The sequence below is a fragment of the Providencia sp. PROV209 genome, from assembly GCF_028479485.1.
In the GTDB taxonomy this organism is placed as follows: domain Bacteria; phylum Pseudomonadota; class Gammaproteobacteria; order Enterobacterales; family Enterobacteriaceae; genus Providencia; species Providencia alcalifaciens.
On the sequence record NZ_JAMPNR010000015.1, the window covers coordinates 72,411 to 85,274 of the forward strand.

Here is a 12,864-nt window from a genome sequence, read left to right on the forward strand (position 1 = left end):
CTCATTGAATAATGATGATACTCCGTATGTGACGCATTAATAAGAAGAAATTTAGAAGGATTAGTTCGAAAAAACTGATGGTATTTGTATGAGATAACTAAAATCATAAAACAGACCAAAATATTATCTTTAGCCGCTTCATGATGATAAATAGAACAGTGGCATTATAACAAATTGAAATATAAGGATTTAAGAATGGATCCCATTCTGTCAGCATTACAGGCTGAAATTGAACAAACATCATTGCGTGATCAATGGCAATTGAAGAAACGCTTGCATGGCATAGCAAAAATACAAGACCCAAAATCCCGTATGGCAGTGATTGACGTGATTAAAGGGGATGTTGAAAAGGCGAAACAGAAAGTTGAGAAAAAACGCCTGAATATGCCAAAAATTGTTTACCCAGAAAACTTACCTGTTAGCCAAAAGAAACAAGCTATTTTTGATGCTATAAGTCAGCATCAAGTTGTGATTATTGCCGGAGAAACTGGCTCAGGTAAAACGACGCAGATCCCTAAAATTTGTCTAGAACTGGGGCGTGGAGTAAAAGGATTTATCGGTCATACTCAACCGCGGAGGCTGGCTGCTCGCTCTGTCGCTTCACGTTTAGCACAAGAATTAGAGTGTGAATTGGGTACAAATGTCGGTTATAAGGTTCGCTTTAGCGATCAGGTTAGTGATACCACTCAAGTTAAGTTAATGACGGATGGTATTTTATTAGCAGAATTACAAAATGATAAATTACTTCTGCAATACGACACCATTATTATCGATGAAGCTCACGAGCGGAGTTTAAATATCGATTTTATTTTAGGGTATTTACGTCAATTATTACCTAAACGCCCTGATTTAAAAGTCATTATTACGTCTGCAACCATTGATCCTGAAAGATTTTCTCGTCATTTCGGTCATGCGCCAATTGTGGAAGTCTCTGGGCGTACTTATCCAGTTGAAGTGCGATATCGTCCCATTATGGGCGATGATAATGACAGCGATCGTGACCAGATTGACGGCATTATTGATGCTGTTAATGAGCTTGGACGTGAAAGTGCAGGTGATATTCTGATCTTTATGAGCGGTGAGCGTGAAATTCGAGATACCGCTGACGCTTTATCCAAACTTCAATTACGTCACACCGAAATTTTGCCACTGTTCGCAAGGTTGTCTAACAGTGAACAAAATCGTATTTTCCATCCTCATGGTGGGCGTCGAATTATACTTGCAACGAACGTGGCAGAAACGTCGTTAACAGTACCCGGTATAAAATATGTTATTGATACAGGTTATGCGCGGATCAGCCGGTATAGTTATCGCACGAAAGTACAACGTTTGCCAGTAGAAGCGATTTCTCAAGCTTCCGCTAACCAGCGTAAAGGGCGGTGTGGACGTGTTTCAGATGGTATCTGTATCCGTTTGTATTCTGAAGAAGATTTCCTATCTCGACCTGAATTTACCGATCCTGAAATTCTGAGAACTAACTTGGCATCCGTCATTTTACAAATGACCTCGATAGGGCTTGGAGATATCGCTGCATTCCCATTTGTAGAAGCACCGGATAAGCGAAATATTCAAGACGGTGTCAAATTACTGGAAGAGCTCGGTGGGATCCAACCTCATAAGGAAGTAGACAAAGGATACCGTTTAACTGATATCGGCCGCCAGTTAGCACAATTACCTGTGGACCCACGTTTAGCGCGAATGGTGATTGAAGCACGAAAATATGGTGCGGTACGTGAAACGATGGTGATTGTTTCCGCATTGTCCATTCAAGACCCTCGTGAAAGACCGTTAGATAAACAGCAAGCTTCCGATGAAAAGCATCGACGCTTCCATGATAAGCAGTCAGATTTTCTGGCATTTTTAAATCTGTGGGATTATTTAAAACAACAGCAAGAGGAACTTTCTAACGCACAATTTAGAAAAATGTGTCGTCAGGATTTCCTTAACTACCTGCGGATTCGTGAGTGGCAAGATCTCTACACACAATTGCGTCAAGTGGTAAAAGAGCAAGGATTTGCTATCAATAGTGCGGCGGCAGATTTTCGCAGTATTCATGTCTCTTTATTGGCAGGGTTGTTATCGCACGTTGGTCAAAAAGATGCGGAAAAACATGAATTTACCGGAGCAAGGAATGCCAGATTTACTATCTTCCCTGGGTCAGGTTTATTTAAAAAACCACCGAAATGGACGATGGTTGCTGAGCTGGTTGAAACCTCAAAATTATGGGGGCGTATTGCCGCGTCTATTGATCCTGAATGGATTGAGCCATTAGCGGAGCATTTGGTTAAACATCACTATAGTGAACCACATTGGTCGAAGTCAGAAGGTGCCGTTATGGCATCAGAAAAAGTGACATTATATGGGCTTCCGATTGTGGCATCGCGCCAAGTCAATTATGGGGTGATTGATCCACTATTGTGCCGTGAATTATTCATTCGTCATGCCTTAGTGGAAGGGGATTGGAATACCCGTCACGCATTTTTTAAAGCTAACTTAAAATTGTTATCTGAAGTGGAAGATTTAGAACACAAATCACGCCGACGTGACATTTTGGTCGATGACGAAACGTTATTTGCGTTTTATGACCAACGTATTCCGAATGATGTGATCTCATCTCGCCATTTTGATAATTGGTGGAAAACTGTATCAAAACAGCAGCCTGATTTACTTAGTTTTGAAAAAAACATGCTGATCAAAGAGGATGCAAGTACCGTTTCCGCACTGGATTACCCCAATTACTGGTATCAGGGGGATCTTAAATTCCGCCTCAGTTACCAGTTTGAGCCGGGAACGGATGCTGATGGGGTTACTGTTCATATCCCATTGGCTATCTTAAATCAGGTACACAATGTTGGCTTTGATTGGCAGGTGCCAGGATTACGTCATGAATTGATTGTTGCGTTGATTAAATCATTGCCAAAACCAATCCGCCGTAATTTTGTGCCTGCGCCTAACTATGCTTCGGCATTTTTAGAGCGAGTTCCAACGCCTGAAGGCAGCGTGCTCGATAAATTAGAGCGTGAATTACGCCGAATGACTGGTGTGACAGTGGAACGCGAGTCTTGGCAGTTAGACCAACTGCCAGCGCATTTAAAAATGACCTATCGGGTGGTAAACGATAAAAATAAAACTGTCGCTGAAGGGCAAGATTTAGATGCTTTAAAAAATAGCCTTAAGGAAAAAGTGCAAGAAACACTGTCTGAAGTTGTGGATGATGGTATTGAGCAAAGTGGCTTACATATTTGGAGTTTCGGTGAACTGCCTCAACGTTATGAGCAAAAACGTGGCGGTTATTCTGTTAAAGCTTATCCTGCATTAGTCGATGAAAAGAACAGTGTAGGTATTCGGGTTTTCGAAACTGAATTTGAGCAGCAGCAAGCGATGTGGGGCGGAGTTCGTCGATTATTATTATTGAATATCCCATCACCGATTAAGTATCTTCATGAGAAATTGCCAAATAAATCTAAATTGGGCCTCTATTTTAACCCCTATGGTAAAGTGCTTGAATTAATTGATGATTGTATCGCATGTGGTATTGATCAGTTGATTGCAACATATGGTGGTGCGGTCTGGAATGAAGAGCAGTTTGAATCATTGAAAGAGTATGCTCGGGCAGAGTTGAATGATGTAGTTGTCAATATTGCGAAGCAGGTTGAGCAGATCTTAACCGCAGTATTTGCGATCAATAAACGATTAAAAGGACGTGTGGATTTTTCGATGGCATTGGCGTTGTCTGATGTAAAAGCACAAATGTCAGGGTTAGTCTTTAAGGGTTTTGTCACGGAGCAGGGCTGGAAGCGACTACCCGATATCTTGCGTTACTTAAATGGAATTGAGCGACGATTAGAAAAATTGGCGATTGATCCGAATCGTGACCGTGCGCAGATGAGTAAAGTTGAGCATGTGCAAACTCTGTGGCAACAGTGGATGAGTAAACTGACACCGCTGCAAAAACAATTACCTGAGGTACAAGAGGTTCGTTGGATGATTGAAGAGCTACGAATCAGTTTATTCGCTCAGCAGCTTGGAACACCTTATCCGATTTCAGATAAACGTATTATCCAAACGATGGAAAGTTTGACTCAGCAACTGTAATGAGCCAGTCAAGATAATCATTAACGCGTGAAGTGGGAACATTGCCACTCACGCGTTTTTTATTTCGTCATTCTAGTCTGTTTTGCTTTTTTAGTTACAACATACTATTGGGTGATAATACATTTACCTTAACAACTGTGCTGTTGGTCATCATGCCAGTCACTCAGATAAATCAGGGGCAATTCCTTCGTACAATTTGTTGAGCAGTTGATTTAAACTTCATACCTTCAGTTCGATCTTGAGCTTTAATTTCTGCTCGTTTTTGTTGAAAGAAGCTTAACTGTTGTTGTGGAGCTTGTTGAGTAACCGCAGAAATTTGTTGTGGTAGCGAGCGATTTCGCGCTAATCCACGATTAATAAAAGAAGGGTTATCAGCAAACGTGACGGTCCGAGGGGGAATACGCATTTAAATCTCCTTACTTGATTTAATGTATTTAAACACTACAACAGACAGAAGAGCGCGAGTTGTAAAAAACGCAGAGCTGAATAACGGGTAATAAAGAGAAGGGAATAGAAAGCGAGCTAAATTCAAGTGGTTAAGTTTAGCTCGCAGATAAAGTATGAATTACGCTAACAAGGAATATAACGCAGGTACAGAAGCGATTGCGATCGCCCACGCCAATACTTTTTCAATTAATTTAAGTGGTGCTTTTGCAGTTTGCTGTGAACGGGCATATAAAAAAATCAAGATTCCCGGAGCATACAGCACAACGGAAAGCATCAAGTTAATCAAACCAGAGGCATAAAGTAACCATAAGCCATACACACTTGCTACAAAGCCGACAGCAAGCAACGCTTTACTGTGGCGTTCATAGGCAACTTTGACTAGAAATGCACCCACTAAAAAGTATGGAACCAAAATCATCTCTGAGGCGATGGTCAGCAGGGTATTGTAGTTACTGCCACTTAACCAAATAAGTACAAGTGATAATTGAACGGCACCATTGGTTAGCCATAAAGATGAAGAAGGGGCATCATTCTTATTCAGTTTATTAAAAATCTTAGGAAATGATTGATATTGTGCGGCGATATATGGCACTTCAGCTGCCATGATTGTCCAGCTCAAGTAAGCGCCACACACTGAAATAATTAACCCTGCGGCGATAATAATGTCGCCACTCGAACCAATTAAGGAAACCATTAAAGTTGCCATGGAGGGGTTTTTAATTTCAGCAAGATCAGCGCGAGGCATGATCCCAAGTGATAATAAGGTAACAAGAATATAGATGATGAGAGCGGAGCTCACGGCAAAAATAGTTGCGAGACCAACATCACGACGATTTTTGGCTCTGGCTGAGACAACCACGGCACCCTCAATACCGATAAATACCCATAAAGTGATCAGCATTGTATCTTTAACTTGTTGCCAAACAGGGATACCAAGGTCAATGCCACTGAAATCCGCATCAAAAATATCGAGTTTGAAAGCAAAAAATGCCAGTACGATAAATAAGCCAAGAGGGACTAACTTTGCCATCGTTGCTAATTTATTAATCCCCGCAGCAGTTTGTACACCGCGCAGGACGAGATAATGCACAACCCACAATAAGATGGATTCACCGATCAAGGCTTGCCAAGTATTACCATCACCAAACACTATATGGTCTGGTGTATCGGTAAAGAAACTGATTGCAGCAAAAACAATGACTAAATAAGAAACGTTGGCGACAACGGCACACAACCAATAACCCCATGCGGAACAAAAGCCAATAAACTCACCGAATCCGACTTTTGCATAAGTAAATATTCCACCATCCAAATCAGGACGAATTCTGGAAAGAAATAAGAGAGAAAATGCAAGAAATAAGATCCCAACGCCCGTGATGGACCAGCCGATGATTAATGCTAACGGGCTCGCCACTTCAGCCATATTTTGTGGAAGGCTAAATACACCAGCACCTACCATGGAGCTAAGAACTAGCGCGGTAAGTGCGGTAAGGCTTAATGTATTTTTCAATGTATATCCTGGTTGTTGTGCAATCAAAAGTTAAAATCACGTTAAGATAGCAATGATATAAATAGATTCACTGTTACAGCTTTTAAATCCAGTTGGATCGCCTGCTAAATTAGAGTGTGGATTCTACGAATGAAATGCATCAGATGCAATGGGAAAATATGCACTTAACAAGATGTTTTATTCACTTTTTTTATTTCAAGGCAAACGGAAGGGGATTTTTAATCGGAATGTGCTCGAGCAAACAGCGACGTATAGCGATTCAATAAAAAAAGCCAGTTCGAATAGCAAACTGGCTTTCATCATAAAATAGAATAATAGATTATTTAAACAGGTCTGCACTGATGGTAACACTACCACCGTTTGACTGCCATTCACGAGTGATATGGTAGTACTTAGCACCTTTTGCTTCAGCACGTTTGGCGATTTGATAACGCACTTCTGGGGTATTTGTGTAATAACCTGAGAAGGTAATAGAATCAAATGGAACCATCATTGCTGCGGCGGTTTTGTTCACTTCTTCGATGACATAACCGCTTGGTAAAGTCACACTCGTACGACCAGGTTGGCTCGTGGATGTTTCAAAGAAACGACCTACGGCTGTTGTTGGTTCATCTGAACTTGCAACACCTGGGATCAGTACTTTATCTGCAGCTTCGCCACCTTGTGCTAACATCGCACGTCCTGCTTCTGAATCAGCAGGGACAACGGCGTCTTCTTTTTGAATTTGTCGCTTAGGAGCATCTTTCTTATAGATATATGCCGTTGCTAAAGTATTACCACCATCATTCATGGCAACGTTACGAACCACATAAAAGGAGGCTGCGTCTTTTTCTTTAGCTTTTTTCGCGATTGCTTCGTATAAGTCAGGCTCGGATGGGTAGAAACCACTTACGGTAACGGTATCAAATGGTTGATACACTTTGGCATCCGCTTTAGACATTTCTTCTACACCACCGAAAACTCGGCGAGCGGGTTCTTCAACTTTTGGTGCATCTTTCGCATATACATCAGCAACAACACGCATGTTGCCACTGTCACCGACATCATCAAGGCTTTGAATGTAAAAGGCATATGCCCCCATCTTATCAGCCCTACGGGAAACTGCATCGGATGCTTCATAGATAGCATTAAAACGCCCAGTGACGGTTATACGCTCATAAGGTTGTAATTCAGTAGCCTGTTTTGGCGTTAATTCAACAGCCGCCTGTGTAGCGGTTATACTAGTTAATGATAGCACCGCGGCTGCGATGACCGTAGTTTTCAGCTTCATACAAAATCCTTCCGCCTTGCGCAATTTATTATAAACATGCTGAATAATAGTAGTAACACATGGCGGTGATTATTACACGTAACTGCCCATGTTGTCGCACTATTTTATTTTTATAAGACACAAATAATGATTGACTAGTCAAATTTACCAGTTTTTTTTAAGTATCCAGTATTTTATTGACCTAAAACTAAGATTTACACGGTGAATTCCATTTACTGTCTTAGAATCGTGATCAATTATGGATCAATAGGGTTAATTTCAGTAGGTTATTAGGACATTTTACAGCTGTTGAACGACAAAATAAGACTTTTCCTTTTGATAAGGCAGTCATTTTTTGGGCGAATAACCGACAACATAGATTACTTCGAGCTTTAAAAAGGGAATATTATGCGAATTGGTATACCAAGAGAACGACTTGCCAATGAAGCGCGTGTTGCCGCGACACCATCGACAGTGACTCAATTGCTAAAATTGGGTTTTTCAGTGTGTGTTGAGCAAAATGCGGGACATCTAGCAAGTTTTGATGATGCGGCTTACGAGCAAGCCGGTGCGGAAATTGTTGATTGTGAAAGTGCATTTGCTGCAGACATTGTATTTAAAGTGAATGCGCCACTATCAGATGAAATTCCTTTGTTAAAAGAAGGGGCGACCTTAGTCAGCTTTATTTGGCCGGCACAGAATCCTGATTTAATGGAGGCGTTGAAATCTCGTCATATCAACGTAATGGCTATGGATGCGGTACCTCGAATTTCTCGAGCGCAATCGTTAGATGCCTTAAGTTCAATGGCCAATATTGCGGGTTATCGTGCGATTGTCGAAGCTGCCCATGAATTTGGTCGCTTTTTTACGGGGCAAATTACCGCGGCAGGTAAGGTGCCACCAGCGAAAGTGATGATCATTGGTGCTGGCGTTGCAGGCTTGGCGGCCATTGGTGCCGCAGGAAGTTTAGGCGCAATTGTTCGTGCATTTGATACCCGCCCTGAAGTTAAAGAGCAGGTCCAAAGCATGGGCGCCGAATTCCTTGAATTGGATTTTAAAGAGGATGCAGGCAGCGGTGATGGCTACGCGAAAGTGATGTCTGAGGCATTTATTAAGGCGGAAATGGCATTATTTGCTGCGCAAGCAAAAGAGGTCGATATCATTGTAACGACCGCGTTAATACCAGGACGACCTGCGCCGAAGTTGATCACCAAAGAAATGGTTGAATCAATGAAACCCGGTAGCGTGATTGTTGACCTTGCTGCTCAAACTGGGGGTAACTGCGAACTCACTCAGGCTGATAAGTTAGTGGTTACAGATAATGGCGTTAAAATTATCGGTTACACAGACTTACCAAGCCGTTTACCAACCCAATCTTCTCAGTTATATGGCACTAACCTCGTTAACTTGATGAAACTGTTGTGTAAAGAGAAAGATGGTGAAATCACTATCGATTTCGACGACTTAGTGATTCGAGGTGTTACGGTGATTAAACAAGGAGAAATCACTTGGCCTGCACCGCCAATTCAAGTTTCAGCACAACCACAAGCTAAGCCGAAAGCGGTTGAGAAAGTGAAAGCGCCAGAGAAAAAAATGTCACCTATGACCAAAATGGTTCTTATGGCATTGGCTATCATTCTGTTTGGCTGGTTTGCAAATTCGGCGCCTGCTGAGTTTCTATCGCACTTCACGGTCTTTGCATTAGCCTGTGTGGTCGGATATTACGTGGTGTGGAATGTGACTCATGCATTGCATACACCTTTAATGTCAGTAACAAATGCTATCTCGGGCATTATTGTTGTTGGTGCACTATTGCAGATTGGCAGTGGTGGCTGGGTAAGTTTCTTATCCTTTATTGCTATATTGATCGCAAGCATCAATATTTTCGGTGGGTTCACAGTAACTCAACGTATGTTAAAAATGTTTCGTAAGGGATAAGGGGTAACTTATGTTGTCAAGTGGAGTTGTGACAGCAGCCTACATCGTTGCTGCTATCCTATTTATTTTTAGCCTTGCGGGGCTATCTCGTCATGAAAGTTCCCAACGTGGGAATACTTACGGCATTATTGGTATGGCGATCGCATTGATTGCGACTATTATGGGACCAAATAGTGCGAATGTGGGTTGGATGATTGTTGCGATGGTCATTGGTGCGGTCATCGGTATTCGTTTAGCCAAGAAAGTTGAAATGACAGAGATGCCAGAGCTGGTTGCTATTTTGCACAGTTTCGTGGGTTTGGCTGCGGTCCTTGTTGGTTTCAACAGCTTTATTGCGAGTGAAGGTCATGCCAGCAATGTGATGGAAAATATCCATTTAACTGAGGTCTTCTTGGGTATTTTCATTGGTGCCGTAACGTTTACTGGCTCAATTGTTGCTTATGGTAAATTGTCGGGAAAAATGTCATCTAAACCAATGATGCTACCGAATCGCCATAAGTTAAACCTTGCAGCTTTAGTTGTTTCCTTTGTTTTACTGGTCATCTTCGTTAAAACGGACAGTGTGGGCTTGCAAGTGTTCATGATGCTAATCATGACAGTCATAGCATTAGCTTTTGGTTGGCATTTAGTGGCATCGATTGGTGGTGCAGACATGCCCGTTGTTGTTTCGATGTTGAACTCTTATTCTGGATGGGCAGCCGCTGCGGCAGGTTTCATGCTCAGTAACGACTTACTGATTGTAACAGGGGCGTTAGTGGGTTCTTCGGGTGCGATCCTTTCTTATATTATGTGTAAAGCGATGAACCGTTCGTTTTTCAGCGTAATAGCGGGTGGGTTTGGTACTGATGGCTCATCAACAGGTTCGGAAGAAGAGATGGGCGAATATCGTGAAACGACAGCGGAAGAAGTTGCTGAAATGTTGAAAAATTCAACCTCAGTGATCATCACTCCAGGCTATGGTCTCGCGGTAGCACAAGCTCAGTACCCAGTGCATGATATTACGGCAAAACTACGTGAGCGCGGTATCAATGTTCGCTTTGGTATTCACCCAGTTGCGGGGCGCTTACCTGGACACATGAACGTCTTATTGGCTGAAGCAAAAGTCCCGTATGACATCGTATTAGAAATGGATGAGATCAACGATGATTTCGCCGAAACGGATACGGTACTGGTTATTGGTGCGAATGATACCGTGAACCCTGCGGCACAAGAAGATCCACATAGTCCAATTGCGGGAATGCCGGTATTAGAAGTGTGGAAAGCCAATAATGTTATTGTTTTTAAACGTTCAATGAATACAGGGTATGCTGGGGTACAAAACCCATTATTCTTCAAAGAGAATACCCAAATGTTATTTGGTGATGCAAAAGCTAGCGTAGATGCAATTTTAAAAGCGCTATAATTTATCATTATCTATAAAGTAAACGTAAACGCCCTGAATTCAGGGCGTTTTTATTATTCATCTAATTTCGATTCATTGAAGTGCAATAAAAAAGCGCACAACTCTATTAATGCGCTTTTAATATTATGAACCGGGTTTAATCATCAGTGGCATTAATAGGACAAACAAAGCCATCCGGTTTGATTGCAAGCAAATCGCATTTTAGTTTATCAATAACATGCTCAGCGGTGTTCCCTAAAAATGCAGCGGAAAGCCCCGTACGACCCAATATGCCGAGCACGACAACACCCGCATGCAGCTCTTCACACATATCAGGAATAATTTTTTCAGGTAACCCTTCACGAACGTGAGTGTATTTCTCATCAATACCAAATTTCTGACGTAAGCTCTTCATGGCTATCAGATGCTGACCACGCAGTGCATTGTTATACAGACTAGGGTCAAAATCGGGAAGTTCAATCGCAATGTTCATCGGTGCGATAGGATAGGCGCTGACTAAATGAATTTCTTGTTCTTTGATGACTCTCTGGGCTAAATCTTGGGTTTTTTCGACGAGCTTGATATTCAAGTCATCGTGGTAGGATTCTTCATTGGAGAGATTGACGGCAACGACAACAGAGCCGTGGTCTGGCCATACTTTGTCTTTCACCATCCAAACAGGACATGGACATTTTCTTAATAAATGCCAATCGAGTGGGGTAAAAATGATAGATTCTAAATTGTCAGTTTGGTGCGCCATTTTCAGTAAAAGGTCATGCTGACCGTTAACCACTTCCTGGATAATGGCTTCATACGGTTTATTGTGCCAAATGACTTTGATTTCTATCTCAATTCCTGCTTCTAAATAGAAATGAGCTTGCTGCTTGATCCAAGCGGCTTTCTGGCTGATCACACCTTTGCGCATTGCATTGCGCTCTTCTGGCGAAAGTAGGGTGGTCATATCATAAGATAAGTCGTAGATAGGCAAAAATGCTTTTATCCGCCCGCCATTACGCTGCACGATATAAACTGCTCGCCTTAATGCCGGTTGATCATCCTGATTTGGGTCGATTGCTACTAGAAGATTTTTATAGTTAGCCATGCTGACATCCTCTCAATAAACGGATAGTTCCATCTATCTAAACTATGTTATTGGGGATAAATACGCAAGAAATGTGATTGAAAAGTAACAACGGATCACAAAGTTTGTGACCCGTTTATAGGAAAATTAGCAAGAAACAGGTGAAACTTTACCAGCGATATCAGTCAGTTTAGCCATATCGTCGATAGTGATATATTTGCCTTTAACACTCAGCATACCGCTTTTTTGGAAACGACCTAACAGACGGCTAATGGTCTCAACGGTTAAACCAAGGTAATTACCAATATCGCCGCGTGTCATGGTTAATCTAAACTCTCTTGGAGAAAAACCACGTTCAGCAAAACGATGAGATAGGTTCAGAATAAATGCAGCTAAACGCTCTTCCGCATTCTTCTTCGATAATAAGAGGATCATTTCTTGGTCCCCTTTAATTTCACCGCTCATCAAGCGCATAATTTGCTGACGCAAGTTAGGCATTTTGCCAGATAAATCGTCCAGCGTTTCAAATGGAATTTCACAAACCATTGAAGTTTCTAATGCTTGTGCGAAACTAGGATGTTGTGTATGAATAATGGCATCAAAACCAACAAGGTCACCTGCTAAATGGAAACCTGTAATTTGTTCATCACCTTCTTCTGTAATCGTGTAGCTTTTAATCGTGCCAGAGCGGATTGCGTATAAAGAACGTAATTCATCACCCGCTTTAAATAAAGCCTGGCCTTTTTGAATCGGTTTTTTACGTTCGATAATATTATCGAGTTGATCCAGTTCGTGTTCATTCAATGTAAAAGGGATGCAAAGTTGACTAATACTGCAATCCTGGCAATGAATAGCACAACCACCAGACTGGATGCGACGAACAACTCTTTTTTCTGGGATCATATTAAATGCTCAATCAGGTTAAAATTATTGATATGAGTCAATTTTAGCATAAGATGAGACAACAGGTAAGATCTATATAAGACAGAATCAGGTTCTTAATTAAAAAAGCAAAGAATGCTAAATTTACCAATCTAATAGATTTAGCAGATCATGCTAAACTACGGCATATTAATAATTTCATGAGTTGACATATATTAAATATATAAATTTAATATATAAAAAGAGGAATAAAAAACTCAATAAAAACAGGTTTTATTTTA

General features: G+C 41.5%; 8 protein-coding genes. 3 read left to right on the top strand and 5 right to left on the bottom strand.

Features of this window, described 5'->3' with window-relative positions; all coding sequences use genetic code 11:
* Window positions 1-195 precede the first annotated feature (195 nt).
* Window positions 196-4,095 (top strand): ATP-dependent RNA helicase HrpA, encoded by a 3,900-nt coding sequence (gene hrpA / locus PR795_RS11435; protein ID WP_224120770.1) that lies wholly within the window; start codon window positions 196-198, stop codon window positions 4,093-4,095.
* A gap of 172 nt (window positions 4,096-4,267) precedes the next feature.
* Here hrpA and PR795_RS11440 read toward each other — a convergent pair whose 3' ends face one another.
* The 3 genes from PR795_RS11440 to ydgH all read right to left on the bottom strand — a co-directional run bounded on the left by PR795_RS11440 (window position 4,268) and on the right by ydgH (window position 7,322).
* Complete coding sequence (locus tag PR795_RS11440) at window positions 4,268-4,501, bottom strand: hypothetical protein (protein WP_006661803.1); 234 nt, start codon at window positions 4,499-4,501, stop codon at window positions 4,268-4,270.
* A 159-nt stretch (window positions 4,502-4,660) separates the two neighbouring features.
* Window positions 4,661-6,001, bottom strand: a complete 1,341-nt coding sequence (locus PR795_RS11445; protein ID WP_412033752.1) for a basic amino acid/polyamine antiporter — start codon at window positions 5,999-6,001, stop codon at window positions 4,661-4,663.
* A gap of 370 nt (window positions 6,002-6,371) precedes the next feature.
* Complete coding sequence (gene ydgH, locus PR795_RS11450; RefSeq protein WP_006659884.1) at window positions 6,372-7,322, bottom strand: DUF1471 family protein YdgH; 951 nt, start codon at window positions 7,320-7,322, stop codon at window positions 6,372-6,374.
* 387 nt (window positions 7,323-7,709) lie between these two features.
* Here ydgH and pntA point away from each other — a divergent pair, with 387 nt between their 5' ends.
* Both pntA and pntB read left to right on the top strand, forming a co-directional pair.
* Complete coding sequence (gene pntA / locus PR795_RS11455) at window positions 7,710-9,239, top strand: Re/Si-specific NAD(P)(+) transhydrogenase subunit alpha (protein ID WP_036963594.1); 1,530 nt, start codon at window positions 7,710-7,712, stop codon at window positions 9,237-9,239.
* Window positions 9,240-9,252: 13 nt separating this feature from the next.
* The gene (gene pntB, locus PR795_RS11460) at window positions 9,253-10,641 is read left to right on the top strand and encodes a Re/Si-specific NAD(P)(+) transhydrogenase subunit beta (protein ID WP_006661800.1); all 1,389 of its coding nucleotides are present in this window, start codon (window positions 9,253-9,255) and stop codon (window positions 10,639-10,641) included.
* Between the two features lie 136 nt (window positions 10,642-10,777).
* On the opposite strand, the gene uspE is transcribed toward pntB, so the two are convergent.
* The gene (gene uspE / locus PR795_RS11465; RefSeq protein ID WP_006659881.1) at window positions 10,778-11,722 is read right to left on the bottom strand and encodes a universal stress protein UspE; all 945 of its coding nucleotides are present in this window, start codon (window positions 11,720-11,722) and stop codon (window positions 10,778-10,780) included.
* Window positions 11,723-11,848: 126 nt separating this feature from the next.
* Window positions 11,849-12,604, bottom strand: coding sequence for an FNR family transcription factor (locus PR795_RS11470; protein ID WP_006659880.1), 756 nt, complete (start codon window positions 12,602-12,604; stop codon window positions 11,849-11,851).
* Window positions 12,605-12,864 lie beyond the last annotated feature (260 nt).

What these genes read in the sequence shown, in the direction of transcription:
- hrpA (WP_224120770.1), top strand. Translation starts at nt 196, where the DNA reads ATGGATCCCATTCTGTCAGCATTACAGGCTGAAATTGAACAAACATCA.
- PR795_RS11440 (WP_006661803.1), bottom strand. Translation starts at nt 4,501, where the DNA reads ATGCGTATTCCCCCTCGGACCGTCACGTTTGCTGATAACCCTTCTTTT.
- PR795_RS11445 (WP_412033752.1), bottom strand. Translation starts at nt 6,001, where the DNA reads ATGGTAGGTGCTGGTGTATTTAGCCTTCCACAAAATATGGCTGAAGTG.
- ydgH (WP_006659884.1), bottom strand. Translation starts at nt 7,322, where the DNA reads ATGAAGCTGAAAACTACGGTCATCGCAGCCGCGGTGCTATCATTAACT.
- pntA (WP_036963594.1), top strand. Translation starts at nt 7,710, where the DNA reads ATGCGAATTGGTATACCAAGAGAACGACTTGCCAATGAAGCGCGTGTT.
- uspE (WP_006659881.1), bottom strand. Translation starts at nt 11,722, where the DNA reads ATGGCTAACTATAAAAATCTTCTAGTAGCAATCGACCCAAATCAGGAT.
- PR795_RS11470 (WP_006659880.1), bottom strand. Translation starts at nt 12,604, where the DNA reads ATGATCCCAGAAAAAAGAGTTGTTCGTCGCATCCAGTCTGGTGGTTGT.